At 34.6% G+C, this 26,605-nt stretch carries 27 protein-coding genes; 12 read left to right on the top strand and 15 right to left on the bottom strand.

Going from position 1 to position 26,605, the window contains the following annotated elements:
* Nucleotides 1-136: 136 nt before the first annotated feature.
* Nucleotides 137-1,741: a murein L,D-transpeptidase gene (locus H4V97_RS08830; protein ID WP_209549498.1), complete on the bottom strand. Its 1,605-nt coding sequence runs from the start codon at nucleotides 1,739-1,741 to the stop codon at nucleotides 137-139.
* Nucleotides 1,742-1,966: 225 nt separating this feature from the next.
* On the opposite strand from H4V97_RS08830, the gene H4V97_RS08825 reads away from it, so the two are divergent.
* Nucleotides 1,967-2,281 (top strand): HPF/RaiA family ribosome-associated protein, encoded by a 315-nt coding sequence (locus tag H4V97_RS08825; protein ID WP_209549497.1) that lies wholly within the window; start codon nucleotides 1,967-1,969, stop codon nucleotides 2,279-2,281.
* 103 nt (nucleotides 2,282-2,384) lie between these two features.
* On the opposite strand, the gene H4V97_RS08820 is transcribed toward H4V97_RS08825, so the two are convergent.
* On the bottom strand, nucleotides 2,385-3,956 hold the full coding sequence (locus H4V97_RS08820) for a murein L,D-transpeptidase (protein ID WP_209549496.1): 1,572 nt from the start codon (nucleotides 3,954-3,956) through the stop codon (nucleotides 2,385-2,387).
* Between the two features lie 636 nt (nucleotides 3,957-4,592).
* Between H4V97_RS08820 and H4V97_RS08815 the strand changes: the two genes are divergently transcribed.
* From H4V97_RS08815 to H4V97_RS08780, 8 genes are all read left to right on the top strand, one after another.
* Nucleotides 4,593-7,049 carry an AsmA-like C-terminal region-containing protein gene (locus H4V97_RS08815; protein WP_209549495.1) on the top strand — a complete coding sequence of 819 codons (2,457 nt, stop codon included), beginning with the start codon at nucleotides 4,593-4,595 and terminating at the stop codon, nucleotides 7,047-7,049.
* A 13-nt stretch (nucleotides 7,050-7,062) separates the two neighbouring features.
* The gene (locus H4V97_RS08810) at nucleotides 7,063-7,569 is read left to right on the top strand and encodes a nuclear transport factor 2 family protein (RefSeq protein WP_209549494.1); all 507 of its coding nucleotides are present in this window, start codon (nucleotides 7,063-7,065) and stop codon (nucleotides 7,567-7,569) included.
* A gap of 158 nt (nucleotides 7,570-7,727) precedes the next feature.
* Nucleotides 7,728-8,405 carry a tRNA (guanosine(46)-N7)-methyltransferase TrmB gene (trmB, locus tag H4V97_RS08805; RefSeq protein ID WP_196848812.1) on the top strand — a complete coding sequence of 226 codons (678 nt, stop codon included), beginning with the start codon at nucleotides 7,728-7,730 and terminating at the stop codon, nucleotides 8,403-8,405.
* Nucleotides 8,406-8,459: 54 nt separating this feature from the next.
* The gene (locus H4V97_RS08800; RefSeq protein ID WP_209549493.1) at nucleotides 8,460-9,095 is read left to right on the top strand and encodes a LysE family transporter; all 636 of its coding nucleotides are present in this window, start codon (nucleotides 8,460-8,462) and stop codon (nucleotides 9,093-9,095) included.
* A 56-nt stretch (nucleotides 9,096-9,151) separates the two neighbouring features.
* Nucleotides 9,152-9,478, top strand: a complete 327-nt coding sequence (locus H4V97_RS08795; RefSeq protein WP_196848815.1) for an MGMT family protein — start codon at nucleotides 9,152-9,154, stop codon at nucleotides 9,476-9,478.
* A 322-nt stretch (nucleotides 9,479-9,800) separates the two neighbouring features.
* Nucleotides 9,801-10,949: an Mrp/NBP35 family ATP-binding protein gene (locus H4V97_RS08790; protein WP_209549492.1), complete on the top strand. Its 1,149-nt coding sequence runs from the start codon at nucleotides 9,801-9,803 to the stop codon at nucleotides 10,947-10,949.
* Nucleotides 10,950-11,017: 68 nt separating this feature from the next.
* On the top strand, nucleotides 11,018-11,257 hold the full coding sequence (locus H4V97_RS08785; RefSeq protein WP_196848818.1) for a NifU family protein: 240 nt from the start codon (nucleotides 11,018-11,020) through the stop codon (nucleotides 11,255-11,257).
* Nucleotides 11,258-11,435: 178 nt separating this feature from the next.
* Entirely contained in the window at nucleotides 11,436-11,753 is a 318-nt protein-coding gene (locus H4V97_RS08780) for a 2Fe-2S iron-sulfur cluster-binding protein (RefSeq protein WP_035668621.1), read from the top strand.
* Nucleotides 11,754-11,780: 27 nt separating this feature from the next.
* Here the strand turns inward: H4V97_RS08780 and H4V97_RS08775 are convergent, their stop codons facing one another.
* The 7 genes from H4V97_RS08775 to H4V97_RS08745 all read right to left on the bottom strand — a co-directional run bounded on the left by H4V97_RS08775 (nucleotide 11,781) and on the right by H4V97_RS08745 (nucleotide 17,807).
* Nucleotides 11,781-12,677, bottom strand: coding sequence for a metallophosphoesterase (locus H4V97_RS08775; protein WP_196848820.1), 897 nt, complete (start codon nucleotides 12,675-12,677; stop codon nucleotides 11,781-11,783).
* An 87-nt stretch (nucleotides 12,678-12,764) separates the two neighbouring features.
* Nucleotides 12,765-13,538, bottom strand: a complete 774-nt coding sequence (locus H4V97_RS08770; protein WP_209549491.1) for an SGNH/GDSL hydrolase family protein — start codon at nucleotides 13,536-13,538, stop codon at nucleotides 12,765-12,767.
* Between the two features lie 67 nt (nucleotides 13,539-13,605).
* Nucleotides 13,606-14,385 (bottom strand): DUF3050 domain-containing protein, encoded by a 780-nt coding sequence (locus tag H4V97_RS08765; protein ID WP_209549490.1) that lies wholly within the window; start codon nucleotides 14,383-14,385, stop codon nucleotides 13,606-13,608.
* Nucleotides 14,386-14,477: 92 nt separating this feature from the next.
* Nucleotides 14,478-15,656, bottom strand: coding sequence for an acyl-CoA dehydrogenase family protein (locus H4V97_RS08760; protein ID WP_196848825.1), 1,179 nt, complete (start codon nucleotides 15,654-15,656; stop codon nucleotides 14,478-14,480).
* A gap of 236 nt (nucleotides 15,657-15,892) precedes the next feature.
* A complete protein-coding gene (locus H4V97_RS08755; RefSeq protein ID WP_231385376.1) occupies nucleotides 15,893-16,555 on the bottom strand; it encodes a tRNA1(Val) (adenine(37)-N6)-methyltransferase in 663 nt (220 codons plus the stop codon).
* Nucleotides 16,556-16,709: 154 nt separating this feature from the next.
* A complete protein-coding gene (rimM, locus tag H4V97_RS08750; protein WP_196848828.1) occupies nucleotides 16,710-17,234 on the bottom strand; it encodes a ribosome maturation factor RimM in 525 nt (174 codons plus the stop codon).
* Between the two features lie 15 nt (nucleotides 17,235-17,249).
* Complete coding sequence (locus H4V97_RS08745; protein WP_196848830.1) at nucleotides 17,250-17,807, bottom strand: 30S ribosomal protein S16; 558 nt, start codon at nucleotides 17,805-17,807, stop codon at nucleotides 17,250-17,252.
* A 199-nt stretch (nucleotides 17,808-18,006) separates the two neighbouring features.
* On the opposite strand from H4V97_RS08745, the gene H4V97_RS08740 reads away from it, so the two are divergent.
* Both H4V97_RS08740 and H4V97_RS08735 read left to right on the top strand, forming a co-directional pair.
* The gene (locus tag H4V97_RS08740) at nucleotides 18,007-18,486 is read left to right on the top strand and encodes a DUF6252 family protein (RefSeq protein WP_196848832.1); all 480 of its coding nucleotides are present in this window, start codon (nucleotides 18,007-18,009) and stop codon (nucleotides 18,484-18,486) included.
* 153 nt (nucleotides 18,487-18,639) lie between these two features.
* Nucleotides 18,640-19,002 (top strand): RNA recognition motif domain-containing protein, encoded by a 363-nt coding sequence (locus H4V97_RS08735; protein WP_091255845.1) that lies wholly within the window; start codon nucleotides 18,640-18,642, stop codon nucleotides 19,000-19,002.
* Nucleotides 19,003-19,105: 103 nt separating this feature from the next.
* Here H4V97_RS08735 and leuB read toward each other — a convergent pair whose 3' ends face one another.
* From leuB to H4V97_RS08705, 6 genes are all read right to left on the bottom strand, one after another.
* Complete coding sequence (gene leuB / locus H4V97_RS08730; RefSeq protein ID WP_209549489.1) at nucleotides 19,106-20,167, bottom strand: 3-isopropylmalate dehydrogenase; 1,062 nt, start codon at nucleotides 20,165-20,167, stop codon at nucleotides 19,106-19,108.
* Between the two features lie 113 nt (nucleotides 20,168-20,280).
* On the bottom strand, nucleotides 20,281-21,867 hold the full coding sequence (locus tag H4V97_RS08725) for an alpha-isopropylmalate synthase regulatory domain-containing protein (RefSeq protein WP_245345219.1): 1,587 nt from the start codon (nucleotides 21,865-21,867) through the stop codon (nucleotides 20,281-20,283).
* An 8-nt stretch (nucleotides 21,868-21,875) separates the two neighbouring features.
* Nucleotides 21,876-22,424, bottom strand: a complete 549-nt coding sequence (locus H4V97_RS08720) for a GNAT family N-acetyltransferase (RefSeq protein WP_209549488.1) — start codon at nucleotides 22,422-22,424, stop codon at nucleotides 21,876-21,878.
* Between the two features lie 85 nt (nucleotides 22,425-22,509).
* Entirely contained in the window at nucleotides 22,510-23,106 is a 597-nt protein-coding gene (leuD, locus tag H4V97_RS08715) for a 3-isopropylmalate dehydratase small subunit (RefSeq protein WP_209549487.1), read from the bottom strand.
* A gap of 121 nt (nucleotides 23,107-23,227) precedes the next feature.
* Nucleotides 23,228-24,628 (bottom strand): 3-isopropylmalate dehydratase large subunit, encoded by a 1,401-nt coding sequence (leuC, locus tag H4V97_RS08710; protein ID WP_209549486.1) that lies wholly within the window; start codon nucleotides 24,626-24,628, stop codon nucleotides 23,228-23,230.
* Nucleotides 24,629-25,258: 630 nt separating this feature from the next.
* Entirely contained in the window at nucleotides 25,259-26,182 is a 924-nt protein-coding gene (locus H4V97_RS08705; protein WP_209549485.1) for a LysR substrate-binding domain-containing protein, read from the bottom strand.
* Between the two features lie 43 nt (nucleotides 26,183-26,225).
* On the opposite strand from H4V97_RS08705, the gene H4V97_RS08700 reads away from it, so the two are divergent.
* Entirely contained in the window at nucleotides 26,226-26,600 is a 375-nt protein-coding gene (locus tag H4V97_RS08700; RefSeq protein ID WP_209549484.1) for a hypothetical protein, read from the top strand.
* The last annotated feature ends 5 nt before the right edge of the window (nucleotides 26,601-26,605 follow it).

Below are 26,605 nucleotides of genomic sequence, written 5' to 3'. Positions count from 1 at the left end.
TATATTCAAACAACCAAATTTAATATCGCAATTAATGTTCTTGAATTGCGTGAAATAACGGGCGCATTCTCGGTCAATACTAAATAAATTAATCAAATAAAATGTGTTTCAACAGTTGTGAAGTTGCGAAATAAAACTAATCTTCCTCATATAACAAGGACGCTAATCTTTCATCTCTATCGTAGATATCTTCATAAAAATGAATTTCCCCTTTGTCGTCTACCCAAGAGGTAAAATATCCAATGTAAAGCGGTATCTTTTTTTTCAGAATATAGGTGGTTTCTTTTTCCCCTTTCATAGCTTCGTTTATACGTTCGATAGGCCATTCAGGATCGTTTTTTAACAATAAAACCGCCAATTCCTTGGCTTTGTCCATATTGATGCAACCGTGACTTAATGCACGGTAATTGAATTCAAATAAACTTTTGGATGGTGTATCGTGTAAATAAATATCATTAGTATTTGGAAACATAAATTTAACGAGTCCCATTGGGTTCTTTCCTCCAGGTTTTTGTCTGACTTTCCCTTTGTTGGATTCCATATTATGTTTGGCTAAGTAATCTTTATCAGCAAACAACGCCAATGACAATTCGTTTTCAACGATGCTTTGGGGAATATTCCAATAAGGACTGAACACAATAGAACTTATATAACTGCTAAAAACAACTGTTTCAGTTATGTTTTTGCCCACCAACAAATTTGACTCTAATTCTTTTATGCCGTTTTTTCTATAAATTAAGTTAAATGCCGGAATGTTTATGATTATGATCTCATCCGATTTTGTCAAAGCGGGATCAATCCATCGGCAACGTTCCATGTTGACCATAATTGTTTGAATGTATTTCTTAATCGGTACATTCATTCGCTGAATTTGCCAAATTGAGATTTGGTAATTAGGTTGATAACCATTTCGTTTTTTGTAATTCAATACTCCTGCCATTAAATCATTATCGTACACATTGCTCTTGGAATCCTGTTTTAAATCTCCGGTAACTGTAAGGCGATGTCTTATTTGGCCAATGACTTTTGAGCTGTCAGAAGGTTTGTAGAATTGTACGGAAGCATTTGCTTCAATGGGAGTCCATTCACCGCTTTTTTCTATCTGTCTGTATATTTTTAAATAATCACGCAACTTATAATATTGTTCATACAAGGTTTTCTCATTCTTGCTTAGTAATTTAGTATCCACCAGTAATGAATCCAATAAATTCTCGTAAGACAAGTCCTTCCTTGGAAGAAACCATCCAATTTCTTTAATTTTTTTAGAGTCAATGCCGCGAAAAACTTTTTTAGCATAAAACACATACATGGTTGACAAAAATATTTCGGTGTCAGTTCTGGAGAGTTCATCTTTGAATTCCGAATCGAAGATTCCGTCAATTTTGTCTTTATAGGCGAGATTCGATTTTAGACCTTCTTCTTCGATTAGATTTACTTTAGAATATAGCAAATCAGCAAATTCAAGAAGTCCTTTTTCATCGTACCAAATCGATTTGTAATTTCTTTTTTTGTAAACAGCAATAACATCGGACTGGTATTTTTTTAAATCGGGATATTTACTAAAAAATTCGGAGACAATGGCTTTGCTAAGGGGAACTTCAGATTTTCCAAAGGTATATTCCTGAAGCTTTTTGGCAACAGAAATAACTTTAACCGTTAGATTTTCATTTCGGTTATGGTAGATCGTAGCAACTGATACACCACATAATACTACTACGATGGATAAAACATAGTTTTTCATAGTATGATTGAATATATAAAGATAAAAAAATTATATTTTCAATATAAAAAAAAACCCTAATTGTTTGGTGTTTTATGAATATCTTAAGATAAATAAAAGACCCGCTCTACCTGATTAGTTTTAATCAGGACATAATAAGATTTGTTTTCATAAGATTTTATTAATTGCCTTTGTTTTTACTTGAGTATCGTTAAATTTGAGAATCAATAATAAATATAAAATAATATGAAAATTCAAATCAACACGGACAAAAATGTAGAAGGACACGAGAGATTAGAATCTTATTTTTCTAATGAACTGGAAAAAGGGCTATCACGTTTTGAAGATAAAATTACACGTCTTGAAGTACATCTTGGAGATGAAAACAGTGACAAGTCAGGGATTAATGACAAACGATGTCTTATTGAAGTTCGTGCCGCAAATATGCAGCCTATCGTAGTCACTAATCATGCTGATACTACTGAGAAAGCTTTTCAAGGTTCGTTAGAGAAGATGAAAAAAGTATTGGGAACCACTTTTGATAAAATGAAAGCACACTAAAGAATCCCCTTTTTGGAAGGCATAAAAAAAATGACAGTATCTCTTAAAAAAGATAGTGTCATTTTTTTGTGGAATACAAATTTATGCTGTTCCAATGAAATGATTATTTAGCATATATCAAAGAAGCCAGTCTTTGGTCTCTATTGTAAATGTCTTCATAAAAATGAACAATTCCTTTGTCATCTACCCAAGAAGTAAAATAACCAATATAAACTGGAATTTTATTTTTTAATGTATACATCGTTTCCGTATCTCTATTCATGGCTTCGTCAATTTTTTTCGGAGTCCAATTTGGGTCATTTTTCAAAATGATATTCGCTAGGTCTTTTGGTTTAGCAACTCGGATGCAACCATGACTAAAGGCTCTGTCTTCGCTGTTGAATAAGCTTTTTGAAGGCGTGTCGTGCAAATAAATATTATTGGAATTTGGAAACAAAAATTTCACTTTGCCTAGGGAATTATCACCTCCTGGTTTTTGTCTTACATCGTTGCCGTTCCATTCCATATTGTGTTCGGCTAAATAGTTTTCGTTTTCTTCAATAGCAGGAAGTATCTCTTTTTTCAAAATACTCGTTGGCACGTTCCAATAAGGACTAAATGCAATGTATCGCATTGAAGCACTAAAAACCACCGTTTTATTCAAAGCTTTCCCAACGACTACTTTAGAGCGTAACTCCGGTTTTCCGTTGTTAAAATAAGTTAACTCATAAGCAGGGATATTGATGACGATTAACTCTTTGGACTTGGTGATGTCATTTGAAATCCATCGGCAACGTTCCATGTTGACTGTAAGTGTTTTTATACGCTGCGCAACAGAGATATTCATGTCTTTTATGTGTTCTGGTAAAATAAGTTTATTAACAGTATTACCGCTTCTCATTTTGTATTTCAAAATTCCATCGACCAATGCAGCGTCATAAATGTTGCTTTTTGAATCCCTTGAAATATCACCCGTAATGAATAATCGTTGTCTTATTTGTGCAATTGTTTTAGAGCTGTCTCCTAATTTATATGACTTTACACTAGGATCAATGGTAATAGTTTTCCATCCGCCTTTTTTTTCTATTTGACGGTATTTTTGCAGCACATCTTTAAGAAGATAATATTGACTTAAAACCCCTTTTTCGTCTTTGTTAATTAAAGTAGGCTCGATTAAAAGTGAGTCCAAATAACTGACATACGATTGTTTTTTTCTTGGAAGATACCATCCTAAATCCGTCGTTTTATTGGCAGGTATTCCATGATATACTTTGTCTGCGTAAAAAAAGTAAAGGGATGAACTTAGCAGTTCCGTATCAATGTCCGGTTTTTGGTCATTATCTGGATCTTCGTAAATATCTGCTAATTGTTTTTTATAAGGAACATCGACTTGAACACCCTCTTCTTCAAGATTATTAATCTTGTCATATAATAGATTACCGAAATCGTTGATTCCGTTCTCATCATACCATACATAATGAAATTGATGTTTGCGGTACAATTTCTCCACATCAGATTGGTATTTTTTTAGTTTTGGATGATTAACAAAAAATGTTTTTACCAACGTACTGTCAAAAGGAGTTTCAAGCGAAACTTTATTGGCTTCTGCTTCTTTTTTGTCCTGTTTTTTACAGGAAACAATTAGGAACAAAAATGTCAAAACGAAACTTATAATTGGGAATAGTAACTTTTTCATAGGTTAAACTTTAATGCGTAATAAATTATTTAGAACTGTACAAAAATAAGTCAAATCAAGTATTGAAATGTCAGTTTTCAAAAGCGGAATTTTTTGAGCTTCTTGTACTGTTTTTACTTTTTGTATTTAAATTAATTTAATTTAAATATTAAGTAGTTGTATATCAACATTTTGAATTTTGAATTTATTTTTTAATTCGAAATTATTTGTCTAGTAAATGTTTGTAAATCCAAAAATTATGAAATAAATAGCATTTTTTATGTAAAATTGTTCCTGCTGCCCACTTTGGTCGGTACAGTATAAAAACACAAGAATTTTGTAAGAAAAAATTATCATTTTCTATTGTATTGATCACAGTAAAATAGGAATCAAAGCTGGTATTGCTTAAGCGGGTTAAATCTGTTTTTCATTAAGTAGCGGTTTAAAAAATCAAACACAATTCTTACTACTTTACTCGAATTAATTTACAGGAACTTGATTTTTTTTTAAACAAATACGGCTCAATCAAGGTGGATTGCCGGGAATGTAAAGGACCATTTGTGCGCTTAAATGCAGTATTCAAACCAGTTTTTGTAATATTAAGTCCATAAACTAATGTTTTTAGCTACCTTTATTTTAATTAGTAAAGGAATACGCATGAATCAATTTTGGCAGAGCATAAATAGCTATTTTAAAAGTGTAAATTTTAGAAAAATAATCAAAAGAATTGGTTTTTTATTTCTGGGAATAGTAGCACTTTTGTTAATAACTTCAGGGGTTTTATCCGTGTATTTTAAGAATAATAAGGCAGAAATTGTAACGCAAATCAATGCCAAAATCAACGAAAATATTTCGGGTACAGCCGCTATTGGCGATATTAATTATAAGTTTTTCAAGGGTTTCCCTAATATGACTTTGGCGTTAAGCCAAGTAGAGTTAAAGGACAGTTTATGGTCCTTTCATAAGCGTACCTTGCTTAAAGCTGCGCAAATAGAGGTTCGTGTCAATATTTTGGGTTTGCTCTCTAATGAGATTAATATCGATAAAATTGAAATTCAGAACGCCACTTTATATCTTTTTAAAGGAAAGAACGGAATTGTAAACACCAATATTTTTCGGGCTAAGCCAAAAAACGAAAAATCAAAAAGTTCGACCGATTCTAAAATCAAGGAAATCCTTTTGCACCAAGTACATTTCATTTCCGAAAATCAAATGGGGAATAAGTTATTTGATTTTGATATCCTTACTTTAAAGAGCAAAATTTATTACGATGACGAAAATTGGCGCACCAATCTGTATCTAAAAACCCTAGCTAAAAGTATGGCTTTCAATACTCAAAGAGGGAGTTTTATTAAAAACAGGATTGTAGAAGGTGTTTTGGAGGTTGATTTCTCGAAACCTAAAAACCAAATTAGTGTTGCCACTGATCATCTCGCAATAGGGAAAGAGTTTTTTGATATCAATGGCCATTTTAGCTTGGATAAAAACAAATCTCCATTTGATATTGCTATAAAAACTTCAATATTGTGGCGCAACGCTTCTGCTTTATTGAGCGCTAATATTAGCGCTAGAGTCAATCAGTTTGATTTGAAAAGACCAATAAATGTGGGTTGTACAATCATAGGTGATATGAATGCCACGGGCGATCCTGAAATTAGGGTCACTACAAAAATAAAAGATAATGAACTCACCATACCGGATGGAATTGTTACTGACTGTAATTTTGATGCCACGTTTACCAATCAATACAAAAAAGGTGCGGGTTGCAATGACATCAATTCTACCATCACTTTAACAGGCTTTACCGGAAAATACAAGACGATTCCGTTTACAATTCCGGTAGGAAAGATTTCTAATTTTGAAAAAACAACAGTGGCAGGAAGTTTTAGGTCTGATTTTGATGTTTCCCGACTGAATGAGGTAATCAACAAGGATTTCATGCATTTTTCTGATGGTCAAGCCAAAGTGAATTTGGATTTTAAATTTGACGTTTTGAATCTAAAAATACAAAAGCCATTATTTACCGGTAATGTTTACGTTACAAATGCCATTGTAAATTACGGACCTCGCAATTTAACTTTTTTAAAAACAGATATTCAGTTGGATTTTACGGAGCAAGCGTTACTTATCAAAAAAATAAATTTTAAAGACCGAAAGAATATGGTTTTTATGAAGGGTAAAATTGATAACTTCCTTACGTTATATTACGAAAATCCTGAAAAAATGCTGGTGAATTGGGAAATATATGCTCCTTTTCTGGATGTGAAACAATTTGTTGGCATTGTTACCAGTTCAGGGAAAAAATCCCCAAAAAAGAAGGGTAAAAAAGATGATTTTTCTGAGGAATTGTATTCTGTAATTGACAAATGCCAAGTGGTGATGAACCTAAAAGCAGATAAAATGGCGTATGGTAAATTGCTAGCTACTAATGCCAAAGCCACGGTTTTATTGCTCAATAATAAATTGATTGTGAAAAATGGTCGGGTTCAAAGTTCCGGCGGTATAATTTCTTTTGACGGACAGTTGGCTCCAAATGGCGATAACTTCCTTCTGCAGTCTAATGCAAAAATTAATAGGGTAGATATTGCCCGTTTCCTGACTTCGTTGAACAATTTTGGCATTCAGTCCTTCCAACCCAAAAACATAAAGGGATTTTTATCGGCCTCCGCCTCGCTTAAAGGAACGCTACTTTCCGGAGGGCAAATAAAAACAAACTCACTTTCTGGTGCTGCTACATTTGATGTGATTCAAGGGGCTTTGGTCGATTTTAAGCCCATTGCAAATATTGGGAAAATTGCTTTTCCTTTAAGAGATGTCAAGAATATCGTTTTTAGTGATTTGTCTGGAAACTTTAAAATCAATGGAGATTTAGTGGATGTAAATGATTTGAAAGTGAGTTCTAGCGTTTTGAACTTGGATGTAAATGGCGTGTATTCTTTTAACAGAGGGACGAACTTAGCGATGACTATTCCGCTGAGAAATCCCAAAAATGATGAGTTGATTGCCGATAAAATCGAAAAAGCCGAAAAGCGCAATAAGGGAATTGTGTTGCATTTACTGGCTGTTGACGTTGATGGAAAAATAAAAATCCGATGGAATAAAAACCATGAATAAATAACTAAATCACATGAAAAAAATATTGGCTGTTCTTATCGTTTTGACTTTATCCGCTTGCAAAAGCATGATGGAAAACCAAACAATTTCAAAACAAAAAATCAATGTTACAGTAGATGCTTGGCACAAAGCTGCAGCAGATGCTAAGTACGACGATTATTTCAGTTTGATGGCGGAGGATGCTATTTTTATTGGTACCGATGCGACAGAGAACTGGAATAAAACAGCTTTACAAGCATATGCAAAACCGCATTTCGACAAAGGGAAAGCGTGGAATTTCACCTCATTAGAGCGTCATATTTATTTTGACAAGACTGGAGAAACTGCCTGGTTTGACGAGTTGTTAAATACCCAAATGAAAATTTGTCGTGGCTCTGGAGTAATGGTAAGAATGGGTAATGAATGGAAAATAAGACAGTATGTTTTGTCAATGACGATTCCAAATGATAATTCAAATGAGGTGGTGAAAATAAAAACACCAATAGAAGAACCTTTGATTGTAAGGCTTCAGAAGAAATAGTAAACTAATCAATTAGCTGAAAGTGTTCTTTTAAGTTCGAATTTCTTGGGTGATTTATTTTGAAATAATTTCGAATGAAATGCGCTATATTAATTTTTCTTCACCAAAGCCTTCGGTCTTATATAATTCCTTAATTTTGCCGAAATATTTGTAAAAGCGTGGGAAGTAAAAATAAATTAAAGAGATTCAAGGAAAACGAAACATTCACTAACGTTTTTCAACCAACGAGGGAAGAAGTAGTAGGAGATTTATTTCCGCTGAGAGGGAAGTGGAATTCTGAATTTTTCAAAAACGATAATCCATTGGTATTGGAATTAGGTTGTGGGAAAGGCGAATATTCAGTGGGTCTTGCCGAAAGATATCCCGATAAAAATTTTGTTGGAATTGATATCAAAGGGGCTCGTTTTTGGCGTGGTGCCAAAACTGCTGTTGAAACGGGACTTCATAATGTGGCTTTTATTCGAACTCAAATCGAATTAATTAATCATATTTTTGCCGAAAATGAAGTGGATGAAATTTGGATTACTTTTCCAGATCCTCAAATAAAATACAAACGTACAAAGCACAGAATGACCAATTCCGAGTTTTTGCAGTTGTATAAAAAAGTACTTAAAAAAGACGGTGTCGTAAACCTTAAAACAGATAGCGAATTTATGCATGGTTATACCCTTGGATTGCTGCATGGTGAGGGACACGAAGTTTTATATGCCAATCATAATGTCTATGTAAATGAAGGAAGTCCTGAGGAAGTAACTGCTTTTCAGACTTTTTACGAAAAACAATATTTGGAAGTAAACAAAGCAATTACGTATATTCGATTCAAAATTAAAGAATAGATTTACTTTTTTAACCTTAACTGGTTGTCTTTTTTAAATGATTACACATTGCCTATGAATCTAATTATATCTTTGCTTTCCGGTTTTATAACTGCTTTTATAGGGATTACTCCGCCGGGATTGCTCAATATGACAGCGGCCAAAGTAAATCTGAAAGAAGGAAAGAGGAGTGCGTTATGGTTTGTTTTTGGGGCAATTGTTATAATTTTTTTACAAGCGTATCTGGCGATACTTTTTGCCAGATTTATTGATGACCGTCCTGATTTAGTGCTGTTGTTGCGTGAAATTGGTTGTGTTGTTTTCTCATGTTTGACGGTTTATTTTCTTTTGATTGCCAAAAAACCAAAGAAGATTAAAGGAAAAATAAAAAAGCACAGTAAAACTTCTCGATTTTTTTTGGGAATGTTGCTTTCAGCCCTGAATTTTTTTCCTATTCCATATTATGTTTTAGTAAGCATCACGCTATCATCGTATAATCTATTTTCATTCGATACTACTTTTATTTTTGTTTTTGTTAATGGAGTGATTTTGGGGGCTTTTCTAGTATTTTATTGCTACATCACCTTTTTTCAAAAAATACAAATCAAAGCCGACTATCTTATGAGAAATATGAACACCATCATTGGTAGTATAACAGGATTAATTGCGGTCGTGACTTTAATTAATATTATAAAACATTACCTAGGATAGGTTCGCTGGCCTAAAACAATCGAGTAGAGTCCACGATTTTTATTAAAATTAAATTCATGTCAGAAGATAATTTTTTCGAAAGAGTATATGTAATCGCCAGACAAATTCCTTACGGCAAAGTCACTTCTTATGGTGCAATTGCGAAGGCTTTGGGAACAGCGCGCTCTGCCAGAATGGTTGGCTGGGCGATGAATGCTTCACATAACTTGGATGATGTTCCAGCGCATCGTGTGGTGAATAGAAACGGTTTACTCACTGGAAAACTCCATTTTGACGGAACGAATCTTATGCAACAATTACTCGAAAACGAAGGAATCATAGTAATTAATAATCAGATTATAGATTTTGAAAAGCATTTTTGGCAACCGGAAATGAAGTTTTAATAATTTCGAAAATTGTAAAAGAAGGGCTAATATTTAGCAATTCTAATTCTCCAAGGAAAATGCAACACTTGGTTTTTTGAACCTATTATTTTTGGGTTTGTGTTTTTTAAAAATTAATTGAAGATTTTACTTTTAAAGGCCATACCAAAGTCTTTTTAAAAATGGGAAAGAATCAATAAACCCCACCAATCTCTCAATCAATAAATCCAATCCAATTCCTTTATATTAAGAACTTAATCCGTTATCTTTGCAATCTGAAATCAGTTTAAATAAACATAATATTTTCTACGGTAAATCGTAAATAGAAAAACAGTACACAAAAATGAAATTAGACAGAAAAGATATTCTTAAAGCTTTAGAAACAATTACTATAGCTGGAGAAGGAAAAAATATGGTGGAGAGTGGAGCGATAGCAAATGTAATCACTTTTGGCGATGAGGTAGTAGTAGATTTGGTGTTACATACACCTGCAATGCACATTAAAAAGCGTGCGGAAGACGATATCAAAAAAACAATCCACGATTTAGTTTCGCCAGATGCCAAGGTTAAAATAAACAGCAAAGTTGAGGTAGCAGAAAAGAATGCTGGGGATACAGCTAATCAAATAAAAGGGAAAGCAATACCTGGAATCAAAAATATCATTGCAGTAGCTTCTGGTAAAGGAGGAGTAGGGAAATCTACTGTTACAGCAAATTTAGCGGTAACGCTTGCTAAAATGGGATTTTCAGTTGGAGTTTTAGATGCCGATATTTACGGGCCATCTATGCCAATCATGTTTGACGTAGAAACCGAAAAACCGATCTCAGTAACGGTTGATGGAAAATCCAAAATGAAACCAGTTGAAAGCTACGAAGTGAAGATTCTGTCTATAGGATTTTTCACGGCACCAAGTCAAGCCGTAATCTGGAGAGGTCCAATGGCTTCTAAAGCTTTGAACCAAATGATTTTTGATGCTGATTGGGGAGAATTGGATTTTATGTTAATCGATTTACCTCCAGGAACAGGAGATATTCATCTCTCAATCGTACAAGCTTTGCCTATAACCGGTGTTGTAGTGGTGAGTACTCCGCAAGTAGTAGCATTAGCTGATGCGAAAAAAGGGGTTTCTATGTTTTTGTCTGATGCGATAAATGTTCCTGTTTTGGGAATTATAGAAAACATGGCGTATTTTACACCAGAAGAATTGCCAAATAACAAATATTACATTTTTGGAAAAGAAGGAGCAAGAAACCTTGCTGAAGATTTAGCCGTTCCATTCCTTGGGGAAGTGCCAATTGTACAATCTATTCGCGAAGCTGGCGATTACGGTCGTCCGGCAGCAATGCAAACAGGTTCAGTAATTGAGACCGTTTTTGAGGAAATCACAAGAAATGTTGTTCAAGAAGTAATAAGCAGAAATGAAAATTTACCTGCAACCGAAGCCGTTAAAATTACAACGATGGCGGGTTGTTCCGCAGTAAATAAAAAATAGAAATTAAAATCTTTGAAATGATCTCTAATCTTTCAATTTTTTAATCTTTCAATCTTTAAATAAAGAAAATGACAACAGAAGAATTAACAGTAGAAGTTCAAAAAGCACTCGAAGAAATTAGACCTTTTTTGAATTCTGATGGCGGTGACATTACATTGATTTCCATCGAAGACGGTAAACATGTAAAAGTGCGTCTCGAAGGAGCGTGTACCAGTTGCAGTGTCAACCAAATGACATTGAGAGCGGGAGTGGAAACCACCATCAAAAAGTTTGCACCGCAAATAGAAACTGTTGTAAATATCCTATAGAGGATTTTGGCGTGCTCTTTTTAAGAAAAAAGGCTAATCAAAAAATAATGAGTAGTTGCTTTTTTCTTAAAAGGTTCGTCCCGAAATTTTGGGATATCCTTGTCCCGTAAAATGATTGGACTAGCTTTTATCCCTGATGAAAACCCACAACTCATAACTTATAACTCATAACTGATTTATGGATGTATTAATAAAGATTAAAGATCGAGAAGGAGTTGTTCATGAATTGCAAGCTCCCACAGATATGGCGATGAACATCATGGAATTATGCAAGGCCTACGAGCTTCCTGTCGAAGGAACTTGCGGTGGTATGGCAATGTGTGCTTCTTGTCAATGTTATGTGCTTAATGATGTAGCATTACCGGAAATGGGTGATGACGAAGAAGCTATGTTATCAGAAGCATTTTACGTGAAATCAAATAGTCGTTTGGGCTGTCAAATCCCAATCACCGAAAGTTTAGAAGGATTAGAACTGGAGTTGGCTCCAGAAAACTAAAAAAGGCGAGAAGAAATTCTCGCCTTTTTATTTGTAATCTTTAAGATTGGTTGGACCTTCTAGCACTTCTCTCACAATTTGTAAAATACCATTATCCCTTGTGTCAATGTACCATTTTATTAATGTTAGGGTTCCGTTTGCAATCTCAATACCTGTAATACTTCTCGGGTGTACGCAGCTACCGTCATTAAAATAAGGAGTTGAGTTTTGACTTGGGTACGAAAAACTGGGACGGTGGGTATGTCCTACAATGGTGATTTTTCTATTGTTGTTTTCAATCCATTTTTTTATGCGCAGTTCGATTTTTATACGTTCTATATAATTTTTTGCTGGACTTGTTGGGTCAGAGATACCCCAAATTTGTAATGGTTTCCATAATACAGCAACCATGAATCGGTTAATTTTCCAACCGATATAATTCATGAAATCGGCTTGGTGGCCATGCGTTAAAAATAGCTCTTGCTTGGTTTCCTGATGGACTAAAACGATGGCTTCGTGACATTTTATACCGGTAAATAATGGTTCGATTCGGTCATTTTGGGTATTTATATAAGTCGTAAGTGTTTTTTCTGCGTGATCTTTATCTCGAAAAACCATATCATGATTGCCCCAAATTTTGTAGTACCTTTTGGAGTCATGAAATTTCTTCAAAAGTAAATAGACATTTTTATGGGCTTCAAAAATGGTTTTAAAGAATATATTTTCCCATAATTCGTCCCCATCACCCAATTCACAATAAGTAAAACCATCATTAAAATATTGGTTCATAGCGTGAAAATAGACATTTCGATTGTTTGCAAAGTCATCAGCAAAACTATTGTCGCTTCTGTGGCAGTCACTAAAAAGGATAAATTTTGATTGATCATCAAAAGGAATTCTTTGGGCTTCTTTATAGGCTCTTGTTAATCGTTCTTGGGAAGACATTTATTTATTTTAAAAAAAAATAAAGATATATAAAAACACCTATGATATTTGTTTTATAGCGTGACTTCTTTAAAATATAGCTTGTTTTTATTTTTGTATGGCTGAAGCCGCTTTTGGCAAAATACGTTCTACAAATAATGAATAGGCTAATTCCGAAGGATGTAACCCGTCTTGAGCTACAAGATTTGTATTTGCTAAACCTTGTCTGGTGATATCAGTAATATTTATAAATTCAATGGAGTTGTCGTTGCAATACTTTTTTGCGAATGCATTATAAGCATCAATTTCCGTGGAAATCCTCGTTTGATTTCCTGACGCTTGGCCAAAGGGTGTATAGGCATAATCTGGAATAGAAACGACAATGACATTGGTCTTGTCTCCTTTTGCGAAAGCAATAGCTTTAGCTACTAATTCAGGAAACTCTTTTTCATATAACGAAAAAGGTTTGTTTTGATATTGATTGTTTACGCCAATTAATAAGGTGACCAAGTCATAATCTGAACTTGGATTTTGTAAATTAATTGCCGAAATTAAGTTGGTAGTTGTCCAGCCCGTTTGTGCAATAATCTGTAAAGGATAAGTATTATTTGGATTTAAATTGCGCAGACTTTTCTTGAGTTGTTCCGGAAATCTACACGTTTCACATACGCTTTGTCCAATAGTGTAACTGTCACCAAGTGCTAAATAGCTAAAGGTTAGATTTTGTGTTTGCGGGACTGTTACCGGTACAGGATTAGACGGAGTCGTGGGATTTGTGAGTATTGGCGCAGAATTTGTTTTTGGAACTGGATTTTCACTGCTGCAACCAATAATAAAAAAGAGTAAAAAGAACGTAACTATTATTTGAAATTGTTTTTTCATTATTTTGAAATTAAGAATGATTCATTTCTAGATAATAGTTACGTTATTTTGAAGAAAATGGTTTTTTTTAAACCATTTCCACTTTCATAATTGTTTCTTCGATGGCATCCCAAAGTCCAATTCTTTTTTCTAAAGCTAAAACGGAGATTGCCGACACTTCTGACCATTTTTGAGGGTTGGTTCCACAAAGCTCGGTTATCATTTTCATCGCCATTGGTCCGTGCTCGTCAGCGTCCAATTCGATATGTCTTTCGAAATAATAAATTAGTTTACTTAAATCAGTTTCCGGGAAGTTTTCTTGAAAGTTTTTTAAGATGGCGGTAAACATGCTCGGAATCAGATCTTCTCTTCCAAAAGTAAATGCGGCTGCGATTTCATGCGTTTTTCCTTCGTCAATAACTCGGAAAGTAAAGTCTAAGAAGGCTTTAATATTAGGATGTAAATTACTTTTTTTTATGGCTACAAATATATTTTGAAGAGAATGAACTTCTGATAAAAATTGTTCGATTCCTTGCGTATTTGCGCCGCAAGCGTGCATCGCTTCAATATACATTTCGTAGTGACTTTGGTGACGGCCATCAATTGTCAAATCAGTTTCTTCCGCCAAAACAATTTCGTTAATCAAATATCTTGTTTCTGGATTTTCGGTAGCAAACCATGGAGTTGTAGTGCAAGTTAGCTTAGATTGTAGCGCTTTTAATAAGGACATGAAATCCCAAACTGCATAAACGTGATTTTCCAAAAAAGTGTGTAAGTCGTCAATTGTTTGTACTTTTTTGTATAAGGAATGTTGTAACAAAGATTCTTTTTGAGACTGAATCGTTTTGTTAATAGCTTCAATATTCATAATGGTATTTTTTACTGTAAATATAAAAAAGCTTCTTGTTTCCAAGAAGCTTTTGCTATCAATTTTATAAACACTCTAATAGTCGTTTTCTATTATTTAAATGCCGGAATACCAGTAATGTCCATTCCAGTAATCAACAAGTGAATATCGTGTGTTCCTTCATAAGTAATCACAGATTCTAGGTTCATCATGTGACGCATAATAGAGTATTCTCCAGTAATTCCCATTCCACCTAAAATTTGTCTGGCTTCACGAGCAATGTGAATGGCCATGTCTACATTATTTCTTTTAGCCATCGATATTTGGGCTGTTGTAGCTCGTCCTTCGTTTCTTAAAACTCCTAAACGCCAAGTTAATAGTTGTGCTTTGGTAATTTCGGTAATCATTTCGGCTAATTTCTTTTGCTGTAATTGCGTTCCAGCAATTGGCTTGTCAAATTGAATTCTCTCTTTGGCATAACGCAAAGCGGTATCGTAGCAATCCATTGCCGCACCAATAGCACCCCAGGCAATTCCATAACGAGCTGAATCTAAACAGCCTAGTGGAGCACCAAGTCCTGATTTGTTTGGCAATAAATTTTCTTTTGGTACTTTAACGTTATCAAATATTAATTCTCCAGTTGATGATGCGCGTAGCGACCATTTGTTATGCGTTTCTGGAGTTGTAAATCCCTCCATTCCACGTTCTACTATTAAGCCGTGAATTCTACCTTCTTCACTTTTTGCCCAAACAATAGCGATATCTGCAAAAGGAGCGTTTGAAATCCACATTTTGGCACCATTCAATAAATAATGGTCTCCCATATCTTTAAAGTTGGTAATCATACTTCCTGGATCAGAGCCGTAATTCGGTTCAGTCAATCCGAAACATCCCATAAACTCGCCGGTAGCCAGTTTTGGTAAGTATTTCATACGTTGTTCTTCGTTTCCGTATTTCCAAATAGGATACATTACTAAAGACGATTGTACCGAAGAAGTAGATCTCACTCCTGAATCGCCGCGTTCAATTTCTTGCATAATTAAACCATAAGAAATTTGGTCTAATCCAGCTCCTCCATATTCTTCTGGAATGTAAGGACCAAAACCGCCAATTTCACCCAAACCTTTTATGATTTGCTTAGGAAATTCAGCTCTTTGAGCGTATTCTTCTATAATAGGAGACACTTCGCGTTTCACCCATGCACGGGCGGAGTCGCGAACTAATTTATGTTCTTCTGTCAATAAATCGTCTAGGTTATAATAATCTGGAGCTTGGAATAAGTCTGGTTTCATGATCGCTAATTTTAAAGGAACAAATTTACATAAAGAAATATAACAAAACCATTATAAAATGTTATATTTTTAAATAATTCAAAAATGATGGCTTTGTCGAAATGTTTCTTCGAATAAATTTAATGTTTATTTTCCACACAAGAATTGTCCTTTGCAGAGAAAGCAAAAAATATAAATAATTAGATGATTTAAAAATAGAAATTGACGATGTTAATCGAAATAAAATCTTTTTGAATTTACATTTTCAAATAGAATTCTTTCGTCAATTCAATATATTCGGCGGTATAAATGTGTCTTGCCGTTTCGATGATTAGTTCATCAATTGGGAAATCAATGTTTTCATTTCGGCTAAAAGCCAATAAGCTTCTTTTGATTTCTGTTGTTGGAGTTCCTTTTACACGAGTTATTTTAAAAGGGTATAATTCATATGCTGCGGCTAAAGCCAAGAAATTTTCTTCCTCTTTGAATGGAATGATTATGGAAAAAATCCCGTTTTCTGAAAGTAATAATGCAGCGGCTTCAATCAAATCTACAAAAGGCATTGAGTCAGCAAAACGAGCTAAATCGCGTTGTTCCGTTGCGGATTTAAAATCATCGGTATAAAAAGGAGGATTGGAAACGATTAAGTCATATTCGTCTTCTGGTTCTTCCACAAATTCATCTAAACCGGCATGAAAACAGAATAATCGGTCGCTCCAAGGCGAGTTTTCAAAATTATCTACTGCTTGTTCGTAGGCATCTTCATCAATTTCTAAAGCATCAATTTGTTCGGCATGAGTTCGTTGTGCCAACATCAAAGCGATTACACCAGTTCCAGCACCGATATCCAAAATGCTAAATGGATTATTTTCTATTGGTGTCCATGCGCCAAGTAACACACCGTCAGTTCCAATTTTCATGGCGGATTTGTCTTGATGAACGATAAACTTTTTGAAGGTAAACAAAGCGATTTAAGATTGTAGATTAACGATTTTTGACCCGAGCGATAGCGAACGGGCGAAGCATTTCAGGTTTTTTAGAAACTGAACACTGCGACTGAACACTGAATACTGTTTATAAGTACATTTCGATTAAGCCTTCTGGTAAATCCATGACCACTTTTTTGTTTTCACGATCAATTTTTACAAGAAAATGATCAATCATTGGGATTAGAATTTCAACTTCGCCATTTAGCACTTCAAAAAGGGGCTGTGCGGTTGAATCATTTATAGATTCTATTTTTCCAACAACGCCAAGACGTTTGTCTTCAACTTCAAATCCTATAACTTCGTGGAAGTAGAATTTGTTACCGGTAAGTTTTGGTAACATTTTTAATGGAAGGTAAATGTCATTGCCTATTATGGCATCTGCATCTTCTTCGGTATTCATGTCTTCAAAACGAATTCTAAGGAAATCGTTTTTGTGCAGTGAACTGCTCTCAATAAAAAAAGGAACCAAGTGTTTGTTGCATTCAACAAACACTGATTCCAAGTTTTCGTATAACTCAGGTTCGTCCGTATCTAAATAGGCAAGAACTTCCCCTTTGAAACTAAATTTTTTAGCGATTTTACCTAAATAGAAACAATCTTCTTTACGCATCTTCGCCTTCTAAAATTATGCTTCAGTTGTTTCGTTATTTTCTTCTGCAGCAGGAGTTTCTTCAGCCGAAGCTTCAACTTCTTCTTCTACAGCAGGAGTAGCAGCAGCAATAGCATCTGCTTCAGCTTGTGCAGCTGCAGCTAAACGTTTTGCGTTTACATCTTGTTCTGCTTTGAAAGCTTTCGCTTTAACATCCGCTTGTGCTTTTGTCAAACCTTCTTTTTTAGCATCAACTGTTCCTGTTTTTTCTTCTAACCAAGTTGCTAATTTTGCATCAGCTTGTTCTTGAGTTAAAGCACCTTTACGGATACCACCATCAAGGTGATGTTTCAATAAAGCTCCTTTGTAAGAAAGAATTGCTCTAGCAGTATCAGTTGGTTGAGCACCATTGTGCAACCATTTAACTGCGCTATCAATGTTTAAATCGATAGTTGCTGGGTTTGTGTTTGGATTGTAAGTACCGATTTTCTCTAAGTATTTACCATCTCTTTTTGAGCGAGCATCCGCTGCTACAACCCAGTAAAAAGGTTTTCCTTTTTTACCGTGTCTTTGTAATCTAATTTTTACTGACATAATCTTGTGATTAAATTTTGAGGTACTCGACCTCTATTAATTAAGGGTGCAAAGATACATTTTTTATTGGTAAATACTAATCGGATTAGTATTTTAATGACTCATAATAAGTTACGGGAAAAATGACTGTGTTTTTTATTTTTGTTTTAAATTTTCTAACTAAAATAATTTACTTTTGTGTAGATCAATAGCCACTATTATGAAAAAGCTTTTTTTAATTATTATTGTTCTCTTTGCATTTCTATCATGCCAAGAAGATGTTCGTTTCAATAATCCTTCTTTGCAAGGGATGAAAGACAATGTATTTTGGAGAGCGATAGAATCTAGGGCGACTTTAGCTCCTGATGGGTCTTTGCTTATACAAGCTTATACCGGGAATGAAACCCTATCCTTAAAAACCACTTCTACAAAACCTCAAACATATTTTTTAGGAACCAGTGAATCAAAAAAAGTCACTTACATTTTAAATGATCCAAGCGGATTAATTACTTTTTCTACGGGTTTTGGTGTTGGCGATGGTCAAATTGTGATAGAAGAATATGATGCTGTAAACAATACTGTGACTGGAAAATTTAAATTTAACGCAGTAAATACTGACAATAACGCAATTGCGAGTGCAACAATAAATTTTCAACAAGGCGTTTTTTATAAAGTTCCGGTAAGTAAACTTGTTCAGTAAATTAAGGTAAAAATTAATCTTAAAACACTTATGTAAGATGTGTTAGCGATATTTTTTTGCGTAATATTTCAAAATAAAAACATAAATAAGCTAATAGATAGTGTTTTAGAAATAAATAGCTGTACATTTGTTCTATTATTTAAATAAGTACATATGAATATTTTTGTTGGAAGTCTTCCATTCAGTATTGAGGAAGCAGATTTAAGAGAGTCTTTCGAGGCTTACGGAGCAGTTGATTCAGTTAAGATTATTACTGATAAATTTACTGGAAGAAGTAAAGGATTTGGTTTTGTTGAGATGCCAAATGATGAGGAAGCTCAAAAAGCTATTGACGAATTGAATGGTGCTACTGTTCAAGGACGTGCAATCGTAGTAAACAAATCTGAGCCAAAACCAGAAGGCGAAAGAAGAAGTTTTAACAATAACAGTCGTGGTGGAGATTCACGCGGTGGTTATGGTGGTGGAAACAGCCGTGGTGGAGAAAACCGTGGTGGTGGAAACAGAGGTGGATATTAATATTTTTCTCTACAACTATAAAAAAAGGTGTCAATGTAAATTGACACCTTTTTTGTTTAGAAGAGATGCACTGCAGTGCATCTCTTCTAAAACATCTAATATTTTACAAATTAGCCACTAACCAGTCACCAACTTCGCTGGTTTTATATGCTTTTGCTTCTTTTATAGCTAAATCTTCTGTTACAATTCCTTGTTCTAAGGATTTATTTACAACTATTCTAATTGCTGCCGCTTCTTCTTTTAAACCAAAAGCATCTTCAAACATCATTGCTGCCGATAATACTGTCGCCAATGGATTGGCAATATTCAATCCCGTAGCTTGTGGATACGAACCGTGAATTGGTTCAAATAATGAAGTGTGTTCTCCAACAGATGCGGAAGGCATTAATCCCATAGATCCTGAAATCACTGAAGCTTCATCGGTTAAAATATCACCGAATAAGTTTTCTGTAATTAATACGTCATAGGAATTAGGCCACTGAACCAAACGCATCGCTACAGCATCAACAAATTCGTAACTTACTGTAACTTCCGGGTAATCTTTCTCCATCGCTTGAACGGTTTCTCTCCATAAACGGGATGTTTCCAATACATTGGCTTTGTCCACGCAACACAGTTTTTTAGTTCGTGTCATAGCCAATTCAAAACCTTTTTTTGCCAATCGTTGCACTTCGACTCTGGTGTAAGTACAAGTGTCATAAGCAGTTTCGCCATCATCTTTCCTTCCTTTTTCACCAAAATAAATTCCACCGGTAAGTTCTCTCAAGAAAACTAAATCCGTTCCTTCAATTCGTTCTCTTTTTAATGGAGAATTGTCAATCAAAGATGGAAAGGTAAATGTTGGTCGAACATTGGCAAACAAACCTAATTTTTTTCGCATTAACAATAATCCTTGTTCGGGTCTTACTGTTGCTTTTGGATCATTGTCATATTTTGGATGTCCAACAGCGCCAAATAAAACAGCATCTGCTTTTAGGCAGATTTCGTGCGTTTCGTCAGGGTAAGGAACTCCAACAGCATCAATCGCACAAGCGCCTGTTAATGCAGGCATCCAAATGATTTCATGGTTAAATTTTTTTGCAATGGCATCCGAAACTTTTACGGCTTCATTAATTACTTCAGGTCCAATTCCGTCTCCGGCTAAAAGGGCGATATTAAATTTCATACTAATTATGTTTATTCCTCACCCCTCCCAAAGGTCGGGAACCTCCGATGGAGGGGAAGACTGGGTGTTGATGGATTATTTTTATTATTTGATTGTATTTCTTTAATTTTATTCTAAATTTTAATCTGCGATTGGATCTTGTCTCCTTGAATTTCTAAGATTTCTGACGCATCGGGAGGAGAGGGGATTACATTTAACATTTTTTGAGTAGCAATAATTGCGGCTACCGTTTGGTCCGAATCTAATCCTCTTGTTTTAAATTCTTTACCTTTATTAGTCCATGTTATTATCGTTTCGCATAAAGCATCAGAACTACTTCCCGGAGGAATTCGAACTGCATAATCGATCAATTTAGGCAGTTCTAAATTTTTACTTTTATATATTTTTGCCAATGCATTCATAAAAGCGTCAAATTGTCCGTCACCTTGCGCGTGTTCTTCAATTACTTCTCCGTCAATTTTTAAGGAAAGGGTGGTGGATGGGCGCATTCCTTTAGCATGGGATAAAATATATGATTCTACTACGATTTTTTCTTCATAGGTCTGACTGTCCAAAACATCAGATATGATATAAGGTAAATCTTCCTTGGTAACGGTTTCTTTTTTGTCCCCTAATTCGATAATCCTTTGGGTAACTAATTTTAGATCTTCTTGATTTAATTTCAATCCTAATTCCTGAAGATTTTTCTCAATATTGGCCTTGCCGGATGTTTTACCAAGCGCATATTTTCGTTTTCTTCCAAAACGTTCCGGAAGCAAATCATTAAAATATAAATTATTTTTGTTATCTCCATCTGCGTGAATTCCAGCTGTTTGCGTAAATACATTGTCACCCACGATAGGTTTGTTGGCGGGAATTCTATATCCTGTGAAAGTTTCTACCAACTTACTCACAGAATATAAGGAAGATTCTTTTACACTGATTTCTATTTCCGGTAAAAAGTCATTGATTACTGCCACAGTACTTTCAAGCGGTGCGTTTCCAGCGCGTTCTCCCATTCCGTTTACGGTTACGTGAAGTCCTTTGATACCCGCTTTTACCGCTTCCATAACATTAGCAATGCTTAAATCATAATCATTGTGTGCATGAAAATCAAAATGGATATTTGGATATTTTGCAGTAATTTTCGAAATAAATTCAAATGTTTCTGTTGGAATAAGAACGCCTAAAGTATCCGGTAATAATATTCTTTTAACGGGTTGAGTCACTAAAAAATCTAAGAACTGAAATACATATTCAGGTGAGTTGCGCATTCCATTGCTCCAGTCTTCTAAATAGACATTCGTCTCTATATTATTTTCTTTAGCCAAAGAAATGGCTTGTGCAATTTCAGTAAAATGTTGTTCGGGTATTTTTTTTAACTGATGGGTCAAATGATTCAAAGATCCTTTGGTTAATAAATTCTGAACTTTCGCGCCAGTATTTTTCATCCATTCTATCGAAAGTCCTCCGTCAACAAAAGTTAAAACTTCAATTCGGTTACTATATCCTTTTTCCTCAGCCCAAGTCATGATACCTTTTACGCCTTGAAATTCGCCTTCGCTGACACGTGCCGAAGCAATTTCGATTCTATCAACATTTAATTCTTCCAACAATAATTGTGCAATGGTCAGTTTTTCTGCAGCAGAAAAGGATACTCCTGAGGTTTGTTCACCATCACGAAGTGTCGTATCCATTATTTCAATCTTTCTTTTTTCCATTGTTTTGCTTAGGCTACTATATTTTCCTCACTAACTTCCCCTTTGGGGGTTGTGGGGCATTTTATTTCAAACAAACTCAAAGTTATTCCGTCGTAATGTTTGGGTAATCCGTTATAATCTGGGGTTATAATTCCTAAAAAGTCAAACCCACATTTTTGATAATACTCAATTAATTCTTCATTATCTCCCCAAGTATCCAGTCTCAAATAATCGAGTCCTTTTTCTTGGGCAAATGGTTTTGCCCATTCCGTAATTTTTTTTACAAAATTTTGTCCTCGAAATTTTGTATGGGTCACAATCCTGTGAAAGTAAACTGCTTTGTCATTATTTTTTTCTTTCCAAATGCTTTCGTCATCAAATGTGATTGCAAAAACACACGCGATTTCATTGTCAATAATTATTTTCCATTGCCGTTCTTCTGCGATTTCTTTTTTCACCAAATTTCTTTCAAAACCCTGCCAATGTTTGTTGAATTTGGTTTTTTGATATTCGACCGCCATATCATAAAAATGAAAAATGGAATCAATATCCTCTATGGTACTTGCTTCAAATGTCATATAAAATGGATAAATATTAAGGTTTAAAGCTCGGCACAATAAAACACCAGACTTAAATTTCAAACCTTAAACTATAGGGAATAAATTAAATAAGTTGCTTGTCAGCAAACGTTACAATTTCTTCTTTGATGTTTTGTAAATAATCAATGTCGTCAAAACCATTGATCATATTGTCTTTTTTGTAACCGGAAATGTCAAATGTTTCTTTTTCTCCTGTGGTCAAAAGAGTGATAGTTTGCTCCGGAAGGTTGATTTCTAATTCTGTTTTTGGATCAGCTTCAATCGCTTTGAAAATTTTATCAGCAAATTTTGGGCTTACTTGAACTGGCAAAACGCCAATGTTTAAGCAATTTCCTTTAAAGATGTCTGCGAAAAAACTGGAAACTACAGCACGAAAACCGTAATCGTAAACTGCCCAAGCTGCGTGCTCTCTTGAAGAACCCGAACCAAAGTTTTTCCCGCCCACTAATATTTTCCCGCTATAAGTTGCGTCATTCAAAACGAAATCTGCTTTTGGAGTTTCGTCTGCGTTGTATCTCCAGTCGCGGAAAAGGTTATCGCCAAAACCAACACGTTCTGTTGCTTTTAAGAAACGAGCTGGGATGATTTGATCTGTATCTACGTTTTCTATAGGTAGCGGTACTCCACTACTGGTAAGGATATTAAATTTATCGTATGCCATTTGATTTGTGATTAGCCCCCCAACCCCCAAAGGGGGAGTTGTTAGAGACGTATGTTGTTTTTTATAATGTGTCTTTTTTTACAAATTCAGTTTACTATCTTGAGAATTCCCCCTTTGGGGGTTAGGGGGCTAGTAGCTCTCGTGGATCTGTCAACACTCCGGTAACCGCCGCCGCTGCCGCCATAATTGGACTTGCCAATAATGTTCTGGAACCAGGACCTTGACGCCCTTCAAAGTTTCTGTTTGACGTACTTACCGCATATTTTCCAGCAGGTACTTTGTCATCGTTCATCGCTAAACAAGCGGAACAACCTGGCTGACGCAATACAAAACCAGCTTCGGTTAGAATGTCCAAAAGTCCTTCTTCTTTAATCTGTGCTTCCACTACATGAGAACCCGGAACCAACCAAGCCGTAACATTGTCTGCTTTTTTTCTGCCTTTTACAATTTCTGTAAAAGCTCTAAAATCTTCAATTCTACCATTGGTGCAACTTCCCAAGAAAACAAAATCAATCGGTTTCCCAATCATGACGTCGTTTTCTTCAAAGCCCATGTAGGCTAAAGATTTTTTATAAGTTTCCTCGCCACCTTCGACTTGGCTGGCATTCGGAATGTTTTTTGAGATGCCAATTCCCATTCCTGGATTGGTGCCGTACGTAATCATTGGTTCAATATCAGCTGCATCGATATTTAATTCTGCATCGAAAATCGCGTCGTCATCCGTTTTTAATGTTTTCCAATAGGTCACTGCGGTATCCCAAGCTTCGCCTTTTGGAGCGTATAATCTTCCTTCCAAAAAATCGAATGTTTTTTGATCAGGCGCAATCATACCACCGCGAGCACCCATTTCGATACTTAAATTACAAACGGTCATACGACCTTCCATTGACATATTTTCGAAAACGTCTCCGGCATATTCTGCAAAATATCCGGTACCTCCAGAAGTTGTTAATTGCGAAATAATATAAAGTGCAACGTCTTTTGGACCAACACCTTTACTCAACTCTCCATTTACGTTGATACGCATTTTCTTTGGTTTCGGTTGCATGATACATTGTGTGGCCATGACCATTTCTACCTCTGAAGTTCCAATACCAAAAGCAATAGCACCAAAAGCACCATGAGTAGAAGTGTGTGAATCCCCACAAACAATGGTAGCGCCGGGTAAAGTGATTCCGTTTTCAGGACCTACAACGTGTACAATTCCGTTTTTAGGATCTCCTAATCCCCAGTGAGAAATGCCGTATTCTGCTGCATTATCTTCCAATGCCTTTAGCTGATTTGCTGATAAAGCATCTTGAACAGGTAAATGTTGATTTATAGTTGGAGTATTGTGATCGGCAGTCGCAAAAGTGCGTTCTGGATACAAAACCTTGATATTTCTTGATTTTAAGCCTAAAAAAGCAACAGGACTAGTAACTTCATGGATGAAATGACGGTCAATAAAAAACACATCGGGTCCATCTTCAATTTTACGCACCACGTGCGAATCCCATACTTTGTCGAATAATGTAGTACTCATTTTTAACTATTTTTAATTGTATTTCTTCTTTTTGCAATCCTAATTATCAACTATAGGTGCAGCAATGAGTGCAAATTTAAAAAAAGAAATAAAGTCTTCAATTTCAGTATTTCATTATATACGATACCCAAACTGTTTTTACGATACTTTACTTCTGTCGTTTGTTAATTTATGATGGAATATTGGTTGTTTTAGTTTGAATTTATTTTTTTAAATCCCGCTTTTGGTGGTAAAGACGATTTTCATATAATTTATTAAATTATCAATTTTACGTGGTAATTTAACAATTTTATTTAATTTTAAGGGGAGTAATTAATCATTTTTGTCTAATTATCGTAATAAGTTGAAGAAATTATTTTATAAAAAGCCATCGCATTACTCTTTTAAATATAAGTCATAAAGGATGGTTTGGTGTTCGCTTTCCTGATTTTATTTGATAAAAAAGTACGGCAACCAAATCATAAAATCTTTGTTTTTTTGATTCAAAAAAACAAAGATTTTTTAAATTTTATATGTCAAAATAAATTATAACTTGTTGCTAGAGATAGTTTAAAGTTGTATCTGCTTAAAAATTTTCGGGTTGGCAATAAAGTTGATTTGTATAATTATATCCAACTGTGTTTTAAAAAATTAATAAAAGTCAATCCAAGAAAATTTTTCATTGATGATTTCTTCCTTTTTAGAGTTTATAAAATCAAGATAGGCAGATGCAACAGGTGATAATTTTTTAGATTGGAGCCATATCAAATTCCATGTCGTAATAATAGGAAGTCCTTGTACTGGTATAATCTGCAAATCGTTGTTTTTTAGTTCATTTTTCACACCAATTAAAGGCATAATAGAACATCCCAATCCAGAAATAACGGCTTGTTTTACAGCTTCATTAGAAGAGAGTTCAATTTTTTTTTGTACTGAAAATCCATTGGTTGAAATGAATTTTTCCATAGCATTTCGGGTTGCCGACCCTTGTTCACGATAGATTAGAGAAATGTTTTCTAATAAGTTTTTTTTATCGTTTTGCTTCTTTAGAGTTAACTGGCTGCTGCCTAAGAGGAATAGCCTGTTTTGCATAAGTTCTATTTTTTTAATTTTTAATTTTTTTGGCAAAACAGAAACCAAAGCAAAATCTACTTGATTCACTTCTAAGTTTTCTAAAACTCCCGATTTATTTGTTACGTCAATAATAAGGTCTACTGCAGGATTTTGCTTTATAAAATCTGATAAAAAATAGGGCATTACATATTTACCAGTAGACACTATTGATATATTTAGTCGCCCTGAGAGTTCTCCTTGATAAGCTGAGGTTTTGTAATTAATTGTAGATACTTCATTTAAGATTTTCTCAGCGACTTGTGCTATTTCTTTTCCAAATTCAGTTATATAAAGTTTTCTTCCTACTACTTCGGTGAGAGGAATAGGGAATTGATCCTGGAAATTTTTAAGTTGTATTGAAACTGCTGGTTGAGTAAGATGGAGTTCTTCCGAAGCTTTTGTAATACTTTGTATTTGAGTTATTTTCAAAAAAATTTGCAGTTGATGTAAAGTAAAGTTCATAAATATTTTTTATGGATAGCATAACAAATATAAATAAAAATTTATGAATATAATATATAATATTTGTACCGAAATTAAAAGTCTAATCACTAAAACAGCAACAATGGCAACAAACGAATTAACTAAAACTGATAAAATTATGCAAAAAATTCAATTGGTAAAGGGGGAGTTTACTCCTTTTGAAGCTTCGAATATAATTATGTCTTTGATTGATCAAAAAATTAATTTTCATCAAAGACAAAAAATTCAAAAATGGGAAGAGAACCACGAAAGCAATTCAGATGAACTAAATGATCGTATCACCCAACTTGAAAATGAAAAACAAGCTGCGAAAGAGTTTATCTCCAATGCTATAAACGGGAAAACCAAATTAAAAATAAATGGAACTCTTGAAATCACAATTGTAGATAATCAATAATAAAA

This window comes from Flavobacterium sp. CG_23.5, assembly GCF_017875765.1.
Classification (GTDB): Bacteria; Bacteroidota; Bacteroidia; order Flavobacteriales; family Flavobacteriaceae; genus Flavobacterium.
This window is presented reverse-complemented; position numbering and strand designations above follow the sequence as displayed.